The sequence below is a fragment of the Nonomuraea rubra genome, assembly GCF_014207985.1.
GTDB classification, from domain to species: domain Bacteria; phylum Actinomycetota; class Actinomycetes; order Streptosporangiales; family Streptosporangiaceae; genus Nonomuraea; species Nonomuraea rubra.
Genome location: NZ_JACHMI010000001.1, coordinates 12,394,607 through 12,409,363, shown reverse-complemented (window position 1 = coordinate 12,409,363; position 14,757 = coordinate 12,394,607). Strand labels below are relative to the sequence as shown.

The 14,757-nt window shown below is 71.3% G+C and carries 16 protein-coding genes; 10 read left to right on the top strand and 6 right to left on the bottom strand.

The genetic code is table 11. The annotated features are described in order from the left end of the window. Nucleotides 1–107: 107 nt before the first annotated feature. Both wrbA and HD593_RS57585 read left to right on the top strand, forming a co-directional pair. Nucleotides 108–716, top strand: a complete 609-nt coding sequence (gene wrbA / locus HD593_RS57590) for an NAD(P)H:quinone oxidoreductase (protein WP_185111263.1) — start codon at nt 108–110, stop codon at nt 714–716. A 127-nt stretch (nt 717–843) separates the two neighbouring features. Next, nucleotides 844–1,818 (top strand): TAXI family TRAP transporter solute-binding subunit, encoded by a 975-nt coding sequence (locus HD593_RS57585; RefSeq protein ID WP_185111262.1) that lies wholly within the window; start codon nt 844–846, stop codon nt 1,816–1,818. Between the two features lie 32 nt (nt 1,819–1,850). On the opposite strand, the gene HD593_RS57580 is transcribed toward HD593_RS57585, so the two are convergent. Together HD593_RS57580 and HD593_RS57575 are read right to left on the bottom strand one after the other, a co-directional pair. After that, nucleotides 1,851–3,245, bottom strand: a complete 1,395-nt coding sequence (locus tag HD593_RS57580; protein ID WP_185111261.1) for a sensor histidine kinase — start codon at nt 3,243–3,245, stop codon at nt 1,851–1,853. Nucleotides 3,246–3,251: 6 nt separating this feature from the next. Further along, nucleotides 3,252–3,935, bottom strand: a complete 684-nt coding sequence (locus HD593_RS57575) for a response regulator transcription factor (RefSeq protein WP_185111260.1) — start codon at nt 3,933–3,935, stop codon at nt 3,252–3,254. A gap of 175 nt (nt 3,936–4,110) precedes the next feature. Here HD593_RS57575 and HD593_RS57570 point away from each other — a divergent pair, with 175 nt between their 5' ends. From HD593_RS57570 to HD593_RS57550, 5 genes are all read left to right on the top strand, one after another. Beyond that, nucleotides 4,111–5,139 carry a tripartite tricarboxylate transporter substrate-binding protein gene (locus HD593_RS57570; RefSeq protein ID WP_185111259.1) on the top strand — a complete coding sequence of 343 codons (1,029 nt, stop codon included), beginning with the start codon at nt 4,111–4,113 and terminating at the stop codon, nt 5,137–5,139. Nucleotide 5,140: 1 nt separating this feature from the next. Continuing rightward, the gene (locus HD593_RS57565) at nt 5,141–5,602 is read left to right on the top strand and encodes a tripartite tricarboxylate transporter TctB family protein (protein WP_185111258.1); all 462 of its coding nucleotides are present in this window, start codon (nt 5,141–5,143) and stop codon (nt 5,600–5,602) included. 23 nt (nt 5,603–5,625) lie between these two features. Further along, nucleotides 5,626–7,131, top strand: coding sequence for a tripartite tricarboxylate transporter permease (locus HD593_RS57560; RefSeq protein ID WP_185111257.1), 1,506 nt, complete (start codon nt 5,626–5,628; stop codon nt 7,129–7,131). 265 nt (nt 7,132–7,396) lie between these two features. Next, a complete protein-coding gene (locus HD593_RS57555) occupies nt 7,397–7,537 on the top strand; it encodes a hypothetical protein (RefSeq protein WP_185111256.1) in 141 nt (46 codons plus the stop codon). 48 nt (nt 7,538–7,585) lie between these two features. Continuing rightward, a complete protein-coding gene (locus tag HD593_RS57550; RefSeq protein WP_185111255.1) occupies nt 7,586–8,461 on the top strand; it encodes an NAD(P)-dependent oxidoreductase in 876 nt (291 codons plus the stop codon). Between the two features lie 440 nt (nt 8,462–8,901). Here the strand turns inward: HD593_RS57550 and katG are convergent, their stop codons facing one another. Both katG and HD593_RS57535 read right to left on the bottom strand, forming a co-directional pair. After that, entirely contained in the window at nt 8,902–11,136 is a 2,235-nt protein-coding gene (katG, locus tag HD593_RS57540; RefSeq protein ID WP_185111253.1) for a catalase/peroxidase HPI, read from the bottom strand. A gap of 31 nt (nt 11,137–11,167) precedes the next feature. Then, nucleotides 11,168–11,605: a Fur family transcriptional regulator gene (locus HD593_RS57535; protein ID WP_185111252.1), complete on the bottom strand. Its 438-nt coding sequence runs from the start codon at nt 11,603–11,605 to the stop codon at nt 11,168–11,170. Between the two features lie 217 nt (nt 11,606–11,822). Between HD593_RS57535 and HD593_RS57530 the strand changes: the two genes are divergently transcribed. Continuing rightward, a complete protein-coding gene (locus HD593_RS57530) occupies nt 11,823–12,845 on the top strand; it encodes a protein kinase family protein (protein WP_185111251.1) in 1,023 nt (340 codons plus the stop codon). Between the two features lie 3 nt (nt 12,846–12,848). Here the strand turns inward: HD593_RS57530 and HD593_RS57525 are convergent, their stop codons facing one another. Together HD593_RS57525 and HD593_RS57520 are read right to left on the bottom strand one after the other, a co-directional pair. Then, nucleotides 12,849–13,181, bottom strand: a complete 333-nt coding sequence (locus HD593_RS57525; RefSeq protein WP_185111250.1) for a branched-chain amino acid transporter permease — start codon at nt 13,179–13,181, stop codon at nt 12,849–12,851. Nucleotides 13,182–13,188: 7 nt separating this feature from the next. Continuing rightward, entirely contained in the window at nt 13,189–13,971 is a 783-nt protein-coding gene (locus HD593_RS57520; RefSeq protein ID WP_185111249.1) for an AzlC family ABC transporter permease, read from the bottom strand. Nucleotides 13,972–14,034: 63 nt separating this feature from the next. Here HD593_RS57520 and HD593_RS57515 point away from each other — a divergent pair, with 63 nt between their 5' ends. Together HD593_RS57515 and HD593_RS57510 are read left to right on the top strand one after the other, a co-directional pair. Beyond that, complete coding sequence (locus tag HD593_RS57515) at nt 14,035–14,487, top strand: Lrp/AsnC family transcriptional regulator (RefSeq protein ID WP_185111248.1); 453 nt, start codon at nt 14,035–14,037, stop codon at nt 14,485–14,487. A gap of 66 nt (nt 14,488–14,553) precedes the next feature. After that, nucleotides 14,554–14,757 carry a hypothetical protein gene (locus HD593_RS57510; RefSeq protein ID WP_185111247.1) on the top strand — a complete coding sequence of 68 codons (204 nt, stop codon included), beginning with the start codon at nt 14,554–14,556 and terminating at the stop codon, nt 14,755–14,757.

The window sequence follows — 14,757 nt, the reverse complement described above, 5'->3', positions numbered from 1 at the left end:
CCGGTTCGACGAGACACCGGCCCGGACTGTGAGGTCGGGTCGTCACCTCACATCGTGCGCGGCTGCGTCGTCGTACCGGCGAACCGAACGCCGAGAAGGGACCGATCATGGAACCCGTCAACGTCGCGATCATCTATTACAGTGCCACGGGCACCGTGCACGCCCTGGCGCAGGCCGCCGCAGAAGGCGCGGAGAAGGCCGGTGCCGACGTGCGGCTGCGCAAGGTCGCCGAGCCTGCGCCGCAGGAGGTGATCGACTCCAGACCGGAGTGGGCCCAGCACGTCAGGGACAGCTCCGGCGTCGCCGTGGCCGGGGCGGACGACCTGGAGTGGGCCGACGCGGTGCTGTTCGGCACGCCGACCCGCTTCGGGAACCCGGCCAGCCCGCTCAGGGTGTTCATGGAGAGCGTGGGCAGCCTGTGGTTCCAGGGGCGGCTCGCGGACAAGGTGTACTCGGCTTTCACCGCCTCCAACACCGCCCACGGAGGGCAGGAGTCCACCATCCTGGCGCTGGCGAACACGTTCTACCACTGGGGCGGGATCATCGTGCCTCCCGGGTACACCGACCCGATCCAGTTCCAGACGGGCAACCCGTACGGCACCTCGCACGTGGCCGGGGAGGGGCCGCCCAGCGAGGTCGCGCTGCAGGCGGCCCGCTACCAGGCCCGGCGCGTCGTCGACACCGCCGCCGCCTTCAAGGCCGGCCGCGCCGCCTGAGCCCGCTTCCGCTTCCAGGTCGGGCGCGCCGCCTGAGCCCGCTTCCGCTTCCGGGTCGGGCGCGCCGCCTGAGCCTGTGCACGCCGGTGGCCACCGCCCGTGCCGGGCCGTCCGTATCATCTCGGCCATGGTGCTGAACCTGGAGCCGCGCCTCAGCCGGCGGGCGGTGCTCCTGGCCGCCGGAGGGCTGCTCGCCGGCTGCTCCGCCCGGCAGCCCGAGCCGGGCGGGGCCCGGTTACGGCTGGCCACCGGGCCGGCGGGCGCGGTGTACCGGCGTATCGGCGGCTCCCTGGCCGAGCACATCACCGAGCAGGTGCCGGGCACCACGGTGACGACCGTGCCGAGCGGGGCGTCCACCGACAACATCCGCATGTTGCGGGCCGGCGAGGTCCAGCTCGGGCTGACGAGCCTGGACGCGCTGATCACGACCGACGGCCGCGCGCCCGAGGGGCTCTCGGCCGTCTGCCGGCTGTACGACAGCCACCTGCACCTCGTGGTCATGGCCGATTCGGCGATCGGCGAGTTCGGCGACCTCGAAGGCAAGCGGGTGTCACTCGGCGCCCGCGACTCGGGCACCGAGTTCACCTCGCTGCGGGTGCTGCGGCTGGCCCGGGTGCGGGCCGACGGGCGCTACCTCAGCCAGGCCGCCTCGGCTGCGGCGCTGCGCGACGGCGAGATCGACGCCATGTTCTCCCTGACCGGCGTCCCGACCCCGGCCATCACGGACCTGGCCCAGCGGCACCGCATCCGGCTGATCCCGCTGGACGAGCAGGCGGGCGCCCTCTTCACGGCCTTCCCCGGCCCCTACGCGCCGGCCAGGGTCCCCGCGACCGCCTACGCCGGCATCCCGGCCACCCGTACGGTCGCCGTGCCGAACGTGCTGCTCGCCCGCAACGACCTGCCCGACGACCTGGTGTACGCCATCACCGACACGATCTTCACGCACACCGGCACGATCACCTCCGCCGGCCGCGACGACACCGGCCCCGCCCCCGAGGACGTTCCCGAGGCGTGGCAGATCAACGTGCGCACCGGGATCGCGACCGCGTCGATCCCGCTCCACCCGGGCGCCGCCGCCTGGTTCCGCGCCCGCAAGCACTAACGCCCGCAAGCACTGATCCCCGGACGACCCGGCTAATCCCGGACGACCGGCAACGCGACCACCGCGGCGAACCCGTGCCCCGACCCGTCGGGACGCGGCAGCCCGTCCTCCAGCCGCAACTCACCCCCGGCGGCCCCGACCAGGTCGGCGCAGATCGCCAGCCCCAGCCCGGTCCCGGACACGTTCTGGTGCCGCGGCGACCGCCAGAACCGCCGCAACGCCTGCGCCCGCTCGGAGGCGTCGAGCCCCTGCCCGTCGTCCCGGACGGCGATCGTCACCACGTCCCCGCCGGTCCGGGCGCTCACCTCCACCACCTGCGCCTCCGACAGCCGCAGCGCGTTGCTGACCAGCTCGTCCAGGATGCTGCCGAGCCCTCCGGTGGGCTCCAGCAGCCGCAACCCCGGCGGCACGTCCACGGCCAGCGTCCGCCCCGAGGTCGCCGTCAGCGCCCGCCACCGGTCCACCCGGGTGGCCAGCACCGAGTCCAGCTCGACCGGCGAGGCCGTCCGGATGCTCTCCATCCGCGCGCTGGCCTGCAACGAGTTCAGCAGCCGCTGCATGGCCTTCACCTCGTCCACGGCCACCTCGTACACCGGCCGCCCGCTTCCCGCCAGGTGCGGCTCCATGCTCTCCACGGCGAGCCGGAGGCTGGTCAGCGGGTTGCGCAACTGGTGCGAGGCGTCGGAGACGAACGCCCGTTGCCGCTGCACGGCGTTCTCCACCGCGTCCATCATCGTGTTGAACGACCCAGCGAGCCGCCGCAGCTCGACCGGCCCCGCCTCGGCCTCCGCCCTGATCGTGAGGTCGCCCTGCGAGATCCGCGAGCTGGCGGCGTCCAGCTCCCGTACGGGACGCAGCACCCACGCCGACACCGGCCAGGCGACGGCGATCAGCGCGATCAGCGGCAGCAGCCCGAGCCCGGCGAGCTGGGCCCACTGCAGCAGGACGCGGGAGCGGGTCTTCGACAGGTCGGAGATGGTCACGACGGCGCCGACGACCTCGCTGTCCCGGCCCACGGGCTCCGCGACGACGAGCGCGGAGCCGTCCCACGGCGCCCACTCGCCGGACGGCTCCGAGCGGGTCCCGGCCAGCGCCGCGGTCACGATCCTGGGCAGGGCGGGCTCGGCGCGGGCCGCCTCCTGGTACGCGCGGGCCGGCCCGAGCAGCACCGCGCCCGAGGTGTCGATCACGGCGGCCGGGATGCCGTACAGCTCGTGGTAGCGGGCCAGCTCCTGCTGGAGCGCCTCCGTCCGCCCGCTTGACAGCGCGGTCTCGGCCAGCGAGGCGAATCGGCCGACGTCGCCGAGCCTGTCCACGTACGTCTCCTGCATCTCCCGCTCGGCCAGCGTGACGCTGTGCGGGACGCCCAGCGCGGCGACGAGCAGCACCGCGAGCGGCACCAGGACGACGAGCAGGCGGCGGCGCACGGCGCGTCAGCCGATCAGCTCCGGCTGGCCGGCCTGGAGCCGATAGCCGACCCCGTGGATCGTGCGGATGGGCACGGACGGGCCGAGCTTGTTCCGCAGCGCCGCGATGTGCGTGTCGAGGGTGCGGCTGGAGGACTCCCAGGTGGCGCCCCAGATCTGGTCGAGGATGACGTCGCGGCTGACGACGTTCGGAGCCCGGCGGGCCAGCAGCAGGAGCAGCTCGAACTCCTTGCGCGTCAGCGTCACGGGTGCGTCCCCGACGAAGACCTCGCGGGTGCCGACGCCGATCCGCATCGGGCCGAGCACGAGCGCCTCGTCCGGGTGGCTGAGGGCCCGGGCCACGCGGGTGCGCCGCAGCACGGCGTCGATCCTGGCCAGCAGCTCGGGCACGCCGAACGGTTTGACGATGTAGTCGTCGGCGCCGGCGCGTAAGCCGCGTACCCGCTCATGTTCCTCCGAACGCGCGGTCACGGCGATGACGGCGGTCTCCGGCCGGTCGCGCAGCCTGCGGATCACGTCGAGCCCGTCGCCGTCCGGCAGGCCCAGATCGACAAGCACCACATCGGACGGCGCGGCGCGCACGGCCTCCGCGGCGGTGGCGAGGCGGTGCACCTCGAAGCCCGCCTGGGCCAGTACGGTGACCAGGCCCCGCGCCACGCGGTCGTCATCCTCGATGATGGTGATCCGCATACCGGCGGATTGTACGGTGCGGGTCGGCGCTTGTGTTAGCCCTTCACTTCTTGGGATTCTTCTGACATCCAGCGCATTCCTTGAGATTTCTCTGACACCATCCGCGTCCCTGCCACCCGAGACTGAGGCCGCGCACTCACTGCGAACGGGCATGCGCTGACGAGGAGGTCGCCATATGAGATCGACCAGCAGGTACCGGGCCATCCGGATGATCACCGCGATCGGCGTCGTTTCGCTCGTCGCCGCCTGTTCCGGCAACGGTGGCGGCACCACCGCCACGGGAGGCGCCACGGGCGGAGGTTACCCGGACAAGAACATCACGTTCGTCGTGCCGTTCAGCGCGGGCGGCCCGACGGACACCGTCACCCGCATGATCGCCGAGCCGATGGCCGCCAAGCTCGGCGGCAAGATCGTCGTACAGAACGTCGAGGGCGCCGGCGGCACTGTCGGCGCCGGCGAGGTCGCGCGGGCCGATCCCGACGGCTACACCGTGCTCATGCACCACATCGGCATGTCCACGGCGCCCGCCCTCTACCAGAACCTCGACTACAAGCCGCTCGAGGACTTCCAGATGGTCGGGCTCGTCACCGAGGTGCCGATGACGGTCGTCGCCCGCAAGGACTTCGCACCCAAGACGCTCCAGGAGCTCGTCGCCCACGTCAAGGCGAACGCCGACAAGGTCACCCTGGCCAACGCCGGCATCGGCGCCGCGTCCCACCTGTGCGGCCTGCTGTTCCAGACCGCGGCCGGCGTCAAGGTACAGGAGGTCCCGTACGAGGGCACCGGCCCCGCGCTGACCGACCTCGTCGGCGGCCAGGTCGACTTCATGTGCGACCAGACGACCAACACCAGCGGCCAGATCAGCGCGGGCGAGGTCAAGGCGTACGCGGTGACCACGCCGGAGCGGGTCAAGAGCCTGCCCGACCTGCCCACCACGACCGAGGCCGGCCTGCCCCAGCTCCAGGTCAGCGTCTGGCACGGCCTGTACGTCCCGAAGGCCACGCCGCCGGACGTCGTCCAGAAGCTGACCGAGGCGCTGAAGGTGGCGCTGGCCGACCAGAAGGTGATCGACCAGATGGCCAAGCTCGGCACCGCGCCGGTCCCGGCCGAGAGCGCGACGCCCGAGGCGCACCGCGCCAAGCTCCAGGAGCAGATCGGCACCTGGGGCAAGGTGATCGCCGACGCCGGGGTCAAGGCCTCCTGAGGTGAAGCACCGCCGATCCTTCCCCGACGTCCTCGCCGGAGGCGTCTTCGTCCTAATCGGGGGCGCGTTCGCGGCGGGGTCGCTCGGCTACGAGCTGGGCACCCCGCTGCGGATGGGCCCCGGCGCCTTCCCGCTGCTGGTCGGCGCGGTCGTGGCCGCCCTGGGGCTGGCGATCGTCGTCAAGGGGCTGGTCGCGGGCGAGGTGGCGGCGTTCGGGCCGGTCCCCTGGCGGGCGGTCGCCGTCGTCGTGCTCGCGCTGCTGTTCTTCGGGTTCACCGTACGGGGGCTCGGGTTCGTACCGACGTCGGCGGTGACCGCCCTGCTCACGACGCTGGCCAGCACGCGCGTCCGCCCGCTCATGGCCCTGGCCGTGGCGGCCGGGCTCACCGTGGCCGCCACGCTCATCTTCGTCGTCGGACTCCAGCTGCGGATCCCGCTCGTGGGCCCGTGGCTGGGGTTCTGACACGGCATCCGGATTGAGAGGGCATGGAACTTCTCGACAACCTCGCGCTGGGCTTCTCGACCGCCCTCCTCGTCCAGAACATCCTGTACTGCTTCGTGGGAGTGCTGCTCGGCACGGCGGTCGGCGTGCTGCCCGGCATCGGGCCGACGGCCACGGTGGCGATGCTGCTGCCGATCACGTTCAGCTTCGAGCCGGTCACGGCGCTGATCATGCTGGCCGGCATCTACTACGGCGCCCAGTACGGCGGCTCCACGACCGCCATCCTGATCAACCTGCCCGGCGAGTCGTCGGCCGCGGTCACCGCACTCGACGGCCACGAGATGGCCAAGCAGGGCAGGGCCGGCGCGGCGCTGGCCACCGCCGCCGTCGGCTCCTTCATCGCCGGAACGATCGCCACCGTCGTGCTGGCCGTCGCGGCCCCGCCGCTGGCCAGGGTCGCGCTGCAGTTCGGCGCGGCCGACTACTTCTCGCTGGTGCTGCTCGGCCTGATCGTGTCGATCGCGCTGGCGCGCGGCTCGGCGCTCAAGGCCCTGGCCATGATCGGGCTAGGCGTCCTGCTCGGCACGGTCGGCCAGGACATCTACACCGGTACGCCCAGGTTCGTCTTCGAGCAGCGCGAGCTGTACGGCGGCATCGACTTCGTGTCGGTCGCCGTCGGCATGTTCGGCGTGGCCGAGATCCTGCGCAACCTGGAGAACGAGCAGACCCGCACGATGATCGTCAGCCGGGTGAAGAACCTCTGGCCGACCCGCGAGGACCGGCGCAGGATCGTCGGCCCCATCCTGCGGGGCACCGGACTCGGCTCCGCACTCGGCGTCCTGCCCGGCGGCGGCCACGTGCTGGCCTCGTTCACCTCGTACGCGGTGGAGAAGCGCATCTCCAAGCGGCGGCAGGAGTTCGGGCACGGCGCGATCGAGGGCGTCGCCGGCCCCGAGTCCGCCAACAACGCCGCCGCCCAGACCTCGTTCATCCCGCTGCTCACCCTGGGCCTGCCCGCCCACCCGGTGATGGCGCTGATGGTCGGCGCGTTCATCGTCCACGGCATCACCCCAGGGCCGAACGTCCTCACCGACGAGCCGGAGCTGTTCTGGGGCCTGATCGCGTCCATGTGGATCGGCAACGTGCTGCTCGTGCTGCTGAACCTGCCGCTGATCGGCATCTGGGTACGCATGCTGCACATCCCGTACCAGGTGCTGTTCCCGATGATCATCCTGTTCGCGGCGATCGGCACGTACTCGCTGTCGTTCAACGCGTTCGACGTCTACGCGATCGTCTTCTTCGGCCTCCTCGGGTACATCCTGATCAAGTGCGGCTGCGAACCCGCGCCCCTGCTGCTCGGCTTCGTCCTCGGCCCCCTGCTGGAGGAGAACCTGCGGCGAGCGATGATCATCTCTCGCGGTGACGCCACGGTCTTCGTCACCCGCCCCATCTCCGCCGTCCTGTTGCTGCTGACGGTGGCCGCCCTGGTGGTGGCCGTCCTCCCGGCGATCCGCAAGCGCCGCGAGGTCGTCTTCTCCGAGGACGACTAGCCCGCCCGCCCACCCGTTACGGTCTTCGGTGCTGTCCAGCACTCCCGGCGCCGTGCCCGATCGCCTACGGATTGGCGGGCCAAGCCGTACCCGTGCGGGGAGGTGCGGTGCGATGCCGAAGACCGTCCCCGCCAGAGTAGCCACCGAGCGGCATCGGCACCCTGCCGGCCCGGCCGCCTCATTCGTGGTGCATTGTCGGCCTCAGATCACCTACGTACGATTGTTCCGCCCAGCCCGGGTGAGACAAGGATGATCGGAGGCGATCGTGAAGATCAGGGCGAGAATAGTCGTCGTCGCGCTGGCGATGATCGGAGCGGGGATCGTGCTGGCCGGCCCGTCTCATGCTGACGGCGCGTCGTCGGGCGGAAGCCCGGTCTCCACGAACGGGTTCACCTGGTCCAACTGACTCGACCGGCTTGACCTCAAGTTAGGTTTATGTCGGACGATCGGCGCCATGACGGAAATCAAGAGTTCTGCGGATCAGGTGGCGGTGATCGGCACCGGTGCCGTCGGCGGCGCGGTGGTGCGCCGGCTGCTCGCCGGTGGTCATGACGTGGTGGTGTGGAACCGCACCGCGAGCCGTTCCGCCGGGTTGGTGGACGCGGGGGCGGTGCCGGCGGGATCCGTCAGGGAGGCGGTGTCGTCCGCCGGGCTGATCCTGCTCACTCTCACCGACCACACTGCCGTGCGGCAGGTCCTCGCCGAGCTCGACGGGGACCTGTCCGGGCGGACGATCGTCGCCATGAGCACCGGGACCGGTGATGACGCGCGGCGAGCGGCTCAGCGGGTCGAGGCGCTGGGGGCGTCCTATCTCGACGCGGGCATCCAGGCCTCACCCGAGACGATCGGGACCGCCGCGGCGAGCATCCTGTACAGCGGCTCCCGGACGGCGTTCGAGCGGCACCAGGCGACCCTCGGGCTGCTGAGCACGACCCGCTTCGTCGGAGACGCGCCGGAAGCGGCCGCGATCTGGGATCTCGCCCTGTTCGGCCTCTGGTACGACGCCCAGCTCGGGCTGTTGCGGGCCCTCGACACCGTGCGGGAGGCGGGCATCGACGTCGGCGAGTTCGCCGGCACCGCGGTCGAGCAGCTCGCCCATGTGGTCGACGGGGCTTCCGCCACGGCGTCCGAGGTGGCGCGGGCCGACTACCCGGCGGGGCCGGCCACGCTCCCCGAGCACCTCACGGTCATCCGCCACCTCATCGGGCTGCGGGCCGGCCAGGGTCTCGGTGACGGTGGGCTGCCGGCGGTGGCGGCCAGGATCGAGGCGCTGATCGCGGAGGGCCGCGACCACGAGGGCCTCACCGCCACAACCGCCCTGAGCGCGTGAGCGCCGCGACGGCGAGCCGCTCCTGCGCGACCGCGGGCGGGAGAAGACCTGCTCAGGATGGTCCGGTCGGGCCATCGCAGGTCGACGGAACGACGTGCGTTGCCGGGACCAGATCGCGTACGTACGATTGTCCCCGCCTGGCCGGGACGAGATCAGGATCGTCCGGGCCTCCATGATCGGAGGCGTTCGTGACTTCGAAGATCAGGGCAAGGATCATTGTCGTCGTGATGGCGATCATCGGCGCGGGTGTCGTGCTGGCGGGCCCGTCTCATGCCGACGACGGTTCGCCGGGCGGTGGCCCGGTCTCCACCAACGGTTACATCTGGTCCAACTGACCGGGAAGACGGCGCTGTGCGAATGGGCATGACGTCGCCCGCTCGCACAGCACCACCCTCTACGTCACGCGGGTTCCCCGACCGAACCCGCCCCACGCATCACGGTCAGACCAGGTCGAACCGGTCGGAGTTCATGACCTTGGCCCACGCCGCGACGAAGTCCTTCACGAACTTCTCCTTGGCGTCGTCGCTCGCGTACACCTCGGCCAGCGCCCGCAGCTCGGAGTTCGAGCCGAACACCAGGTCCGCCCGGGTGCCGGTCCACTTGAGCTCGCCCGTGTCGGCGTCGCGGCCCTCGAACGCGCTCTGGTCCTCGGACGTCGCCTTCCACGTCGTGCCCAGGTCGAGCAGGTTGACGAAGAAGTCGTTGGTGAGGACACCGGGGGTCGTGGTGAAGACGCCGTGCTGCGTCTGCTGGTGGTTCGCGCCGAGGACGCGCAGGCCGCCGACGAGGACGGTCATCTCGGGCGCGGACAGGTTCAGCAGGTTCGCCCTGTCCAGCAGCAGGAACTCGGCCGGAAGGCGGTTGCCCTTGCCGAGGTAGTTGCGGAAGCCGTCGGCGGTCGGCTCGAGCGCGGCGAACGACTCGACGTCCGTCTGCTCCTGCGTGGCGTCCACGCGGCCCGGCGTGAACGGCACCTCGATCTCGAAGCCGGCGTCCTTGGCCGCCTTCTCCACCGCCACGCCGCCGGCGAGCACGATCAGGTCGGCCAGCGAGACCTGCTTGCCGCCGGTCTGGGCGCCGTTGAAGGCCTTCTGGATGCCCTCGAGGGTGCCGAGCGCGGTGGCGAGGCGGTCGGGGTCGTTGACCTCCCAGCCGATCTGCGGCTGCAGGCGGACGCGGGCGCCGTTGGCGCCGCCGCGCTTGTCGCTGTTGCGGTAGGACGAGGCGGACGCCCACGCCGTGGACACGAGCTGCGACACCGGCAGGCCCGAGGCCAGGATCTGGCCCTTGAGCGCGGCGATGTCGTCGGCGTCGATGAGCTCGTACGTGCGCGCGGGCAACGGGTCCTGCCAGAGCAGCACCTCGGACGGGACCTCGGGGCCGAGGTAGCGCACGATCGGGCCCATGTCGCGGTGCGTCAGCTTGTACCAGGCCTTGGCGAACGCGTCCGCGAACTCCTGCGGGTTGTCGCGGAAGCGGCGCGAGATCTGGTCGTAGATCGGGTCGACGCGCAGCGAGAGGTCGGTCGTGAGCATCGTCGGCGCGTGGCGCTTGGACGGGTCGTGGGCGTCGGGGACGGTGCCCTCACCGGCGCCGTCCTTCGGCCGCCACTGGTGGGCGCCCGCGGGGCTCTGGAACAGCTCCCACTCGTACCCGTAGAGGATCTCGAAGAAGCTGTTGTCCCAGGTGATCGGGGTGTTGGTCCAGATGCCCTCGAGGCCGCTGGTGATCGCGTCGCCGCCCTTGCCGGTGCCGTACGTGCTGCTCCAGCCCAGGCCCTGCTCCGCCAGGGTGGCGGCCTCGGGGTCGGCGCCGACGTGGTCGGCGGGGCCCGCGCCGTGGGTCTTGCCGAACGTGTGACCGCCCGCGATGAGGGCGACGGTCTCCTCGTCGTTCATGGCCATGCGGCGGAACGTCTCGCGGATGTCCCTGGCCGCGGCGAGCGGGTCGGGGTTGCCGTTCGGGCCCTCGGGGTTGACGTAGATGAGGCCCATCTGGACGGCGCCCAGCGGGTTCTCCAGCTCGCGGTCGCCCGTGTAGCGCTCGTCGCCGAGCCACGTGGTCTCGGGGCCCCAGTAGACGTCCTCCTCGGCCTCCCAGACGTCCTCGCGGCCGCCGGCGAAGCCGAACGTCTCGAAGCCCATCGTCTCCAGCGCCACGTTGCCGGCGAGGATCAGGAGGTCGGCCCAGGAGAGGTTGCGGCCGTACTTCTTCTTGACCGGCCACAGCAGGCGGCGGGCCTTGTCGAGGTTGGCGTTGTCGGGCCAGCTGTTCAGCGGCGCGAAGCGCTGCTGGCCGGCGCCGGCGCCGCCGCGGCCGTCGCTGATCCGGTACGTGCCGGCGCTGTGCCAGGCCATCCGGATGATCAGCGGGCCGTAGTGCCCGAAGTCGGCCGGCCACCAGTCCTGGGAGGTGGTCAGCACCTCGGCGATGTCGCGCTTGACGGCGGGCAGGTCGAGGGCGAGGAACGCCTCGCGGTAGTCGAAGTCGTCGCCGTAGGGACGGGCGATGGCGGGGTTCTTGGCGAGGATCCTCAGGTTGAGCCGCTCCGGCCACCACTGACGGTTGCCGCCACCCTGGGTCGGGTGGGCAGCGCGCGTGTGCGCGACCGGGCAGCCGGCGGCTTCGCCGTCCGCCTTCGGGTCCGTGACGATCGCGTCATGGTTCTCGGTCATGGGAATCCTTCCAGGACTAGGGTTCAGCAGCTCACGCAGTGCGGTTGGTGGAGCAGTCGGGGCACCGGCCCCAGTAGATGACCTCGGCCTCGTCGATGGTGAAGCCGTGGTCGTCGGCGGCATGCAGGCACGGGGCATGACCGACCGCACAGTCGACGTCGGCGACCGCGCCGCACGACCGGCACACGATGTGGTGGTGGTTGTCCCCTACGCGCCCTTCGTACCGGGCCGGGCTGCCGGCCGGTTCGATCCGCCGTACGAGGCCCGCCGCGGTGAGCGCGTGGAGGGCTTCGTACACGGCTTGCAGGGAGACATGACCCACACGGTCGCGCACCCCGGAGGCGATCGCCTCGACGTCGAGGTGGTCGCCGTGCCGGACGGTGTCGAGCAGCGCGACCCGGGCGGCGGTCACCCGCAGTCCGGCGCCGCGCAACTCCTCGGCGGTGGTCGGAGTCCTGGGTGCGGTCATGGTGTCACAAGCTACCGTCCTAAACACGATTGATACAAGATAACGAACCGTCCCAGTTTTGTGCCGGGTCAGGTTTTTACCTTCCGCCCGGCCGCGCTTGACGGAACGGCCGCTCCGTACGTGGCCGCTCCGTACGTGGCCGCTCCGTACGTGGCCGATCCGTACGTGTGCGAGAGTGAGCGGACGTTCCGCCACGTCCCCCGGGAGCCGACAGCCCATGCCTTCCGCCGATCCGGGTCGCCTGTCCGCCTACGAGGCGGTGTCCACCGCGCTGGCCATGCTGAGCGACCGGGAGGTGGCCGGGCTCGTCGCGGGGGCCGAGCCGCTGGGGGCGGGCATCGGCGGGCGGTCGGCGGAGCTGGAGGTGGCCGGGGCCCGCGTGTTCGTCAAGCGCGTTCCGCTGACCGACCTGGAGTGCCGCCCGGAGCACGTACGCTCGACGGCCAACGTCTTCGGCCTGCCGACCTTCTACCAGTACGGCGTCGGCTCGGCCGGCTTCGGCGCGTGGCGGGAGCTGGCGGCCCACGTCATGACGACGAACTGGGTGCTGACCGGCGCCTTCGCCGGGTTCCCCATCCTGTGCCACTGGCGGGTGATCCCCGATGCCGCTCCCGATGGGTTCGCCGACGAGTTCGGCGGCATCGACGGGGCCGTGGCGCACTGGGAGGGCTCCGCCGCCGTGCGCGGGCGCCTGGAGGCCATCGCGGCCTCCTCGCGCAGCCTGGTCCTGTTCCTGGAGCACCTGCCGGGGACGCTGGCGTCGTGGTTGTCGGAGCATCGGGAGGGCGAGCCGTACGCGTGGGCCGAGCAGGCGCTCGCCCGCGGCACCGGCTTCCTGAGCTCGCAGGGGTTCGTGCACTTCGACGCCCATTTCATGAACCTGCTCACCGACGGCCGCGAGATCTACTTCGCCGATCTGGGGCTGGCGCTGAGCAGGCGCTTCACGCTGTCGGCCGAGGAGTCCCGCTTCCTCGACGATCACCTCTCCTACGACCGGTACTACACCACCAGTCACCTCCTGCGCCACCACCTGCCGGGCGGCACGCGGGACAGGCGGGAGCACATCCGGTTCCTGCGTGAATGGATGGCGGGCGGCCGGCGCGATCAGCTCCCCGAGGCCCTCGCCGGGCTCGTCGATCGGCACGCCGCGACCGCTCTCGTCTTCGCCGAGTTCGCCGAGCGGCTGGTCGGCGAGAGCAGGCGGACGCCGTTCCCGCGCGCGGAGCTGGAGCGCGCGTAGCGGTCAGCCGGCGTGCCAGAACGTCGACAGCACGACGTGCACGGCGGTCGCGCCCAGGACGCTGATCACCGCGTTGCGGGTCTTCAGGTGCAGCCCGACCGCGACGGCCAGGGCCAGGACGGCGGGCACCACGGCGGTCCAGGGCGTGGGGCGCAGGTCGCGCAGGGTGTAGAGGGCCAGGATCAGCATGATGCCGGTGGGCATCTGCACGGCCAGGAACTGCAGGACGGACGAGCGGCGCAGCGGGCCCAGCACGGCGAACGGCAGGGCACGCAGGCCCCACGTGATCGCGGTGCTGACGGCCACGACGGCGGTCAGGTAGAGCGGGGTGGGCACGGTGGTGCTACCTTTCCGGGCCCAGGCCCGAGATCGAGGCCGCCACAGGCGACGGGGATGCCGGGAGTGCCGCGGGTGACGAAGGCGACGGTGCCGGTGTCGGGGCGGCGGGGGTGATCGGGCGCCGGTGGCGCAGGGCGTACCGGATGAGCAGGCCGGCGGTGAACAGGCCCATCGCGACCGGGAGCAACTGGCCGGGCGTCAGGAGGGCGGCGGCGGCGAAGCTCGCCGCGGCCAGCAGCGGCGTCGGCAGGTCGCGCCGGTCCCGCCAGGCGTCGATCGTCAGCACCACGAACAGGGCGGTCAGCGCGAAGTCCAGCCCGTGCAGGGTGACCGGGACCAGGGCGCCGGCGAGCGCTCCGGCGGTGGCGCCGCCGACCCAGTAGGCCTGGCAGAGCGCCTGCATCCACAGGATGCGCGCGCCGCTCCAGCCACGGGCGCGCCCGCCGGCGGTCAGCGCGTACGCCTCGTCGGTGAGCGCGAAGGTCGCGTAGACGCGGCCGAGCGGGCGGACCTGGCGCAGCGGGAAGGACAGGGCGTAGAAGACGTGCCGCATGTTCACCAGCAGCGCCGTGACCGCGACCTGCCCCAGCGGCGTCGCGGCGGCGACCAGCCCGAGCAGCAGGAACTCCAGCGACCCCGCGTAGATCACGGCTGTGAACACCGTCGCCCACCACCAGTCCAGCCCGGCGTGCACCACCAGCACGCCGAAGCTGACCCCGAGGGGGAACAGGCTCAGCCCCACCGAGGCGGTGTCGGCCGCAGCCGCCCTGAAATCCCGCGTACGCATGAAAAGTAATTTTAGTGCGTATGTCGCATAATATGGTTTCACACGTTAGGAGAAATCGGGCAGATGGGTAATGGAATTATCCTCGATCACGTTGATCGTGAAATTTTGTTCCAACTGGCCCAGGATGGCCGGATGTCGAACGTGGAGCTGGCCCGCCGGGTGGGGTTGACGCCGCCGCCGTGCCTGCGCCGGGTCAAGCGGCTGGAGGAGGCCGGGGTGATCGCCGGGTACCGGGCGCAGATTTCCCCGGAGGCCATGGGGCGCTCGCTGGAGGTGGTCGTGTCGGTGGAGATCGCGGTCAACGACCTGCAGACCGTGGAGGAGTTCGAGTCGCGGGTGGCGGCGCTGGAGGAGGTGCTGGAGTTCCGGCGGATGTTCGGGCGGCCCGACTACTACATGCGCGTGGCGGTGGCCGACCAGTTCGCCTACGAGAAGTTCCTCAGCCAGCAGATCCTGCCGCTGCCGGCGGTCTCCCGCGTGGACTCCCATCTCACCATGAAGCGCATCAAGGATTAGCGGCCCGGTCCTCCAATATGTAGGCTGCCTACGTGTAGTGTGCCTACACCGATGAAGGAGACCCACATGGAACAGGTCAGAGGATCCGCCGGGCGGACGGTGCGGCTCGTCGTCCTCGTCATCGCGGGAATCGTGCTCGGGAACGTGCTGGTCACCCTGCTGATGACCCGGGACACCAGCCTCGGGGTGGACGAGCTCATCGCCTTCGCCGGAGGCGCCGCCCTGGGGCTCCTGGTCGAGTTCGGGCTCTTCCGGCGGTCCGGGCGCTGA

Coding starts and splice junctions, on each gene's coding strand:
- wrbA (WP_185111263.1), top strand. CDS start 108: ATGGAACCCGTCAACGTCGCGATCATCTATTACAGTGCCACGGGCACC.
- HD593_RS57585 (WP_185111262.1), top strand. CDS start 844: ATGGTGCTGAACCTGGAGCCGCGCCTCAGCCGGCGGGCGGTGCTCCTG.
- HD593_RS57575 (WP_185111260.1), bottom strand. CDS start 3,935: ATGCGGATCACCATCATCGAGGATGACGACCGCGTGGCGCGGGGCCTG.
- HD593_RS57570 (WP_185111259.1), top strand. CDS start 4,111: ATGAGATCGACCAGCAGGTACCGGGCCATCCGGATGATCACCGCGATC.
- HD593_RS57560 (WP_185111257.1), top strand. CDS start 5,626: ATGGAACTTCTCGACAACCTCGCGCTGGGCTTCTCGACCGCCCTCCTC.
- HD593_RS57550 (WP_185111255.1), top strand. CDS start 7,586: ATGACGGAAATCAAGAGTTCTGCGGATCAGGTGGCGGTGATCGGCACC.
- katG (WP_185111253.1), bottom strand. CDS start 11,136: ATGACCGAGAACCATGACGCGATCGTCACGGACCCGAAGGCGGACGGC.
- HD593_RS57535 (WP_185111252.1), bottom strand. CDS start 11,605: ATGACCGCACCCAGGACTCCGACCACCGCCGAGGAGTTGCGCGGCGCC.
- HD593_RS57530 (WP_185111251.1), top strand. CDS start 11,823: ATGCCTTCCGCCGATCCGGGTCGCCTGTCCGCCTACGAGGCGGTGTCC.
- HD593_RS57520 (WP_185111249.1), bottom strand. CDS start 13,971: ATGCGTACGCGGGATTTCAGGGCGGCTGCGGCCGACACCGCCTCGGTG.
- HD593_RS57515 (WP_185111248.1), top strand. CDS start 14,035: ATGGGTAATGGAATTATCCTCGATCACGTTGATCGTGAAATTTTGTTC.
- HD593_RS57510 (WP_185111247.1), top strand. CDS start 14,554: ATGGAACAGGTCAGAGGATCCGCCGGGCGGACGGTGCGGCTCGTCGTC.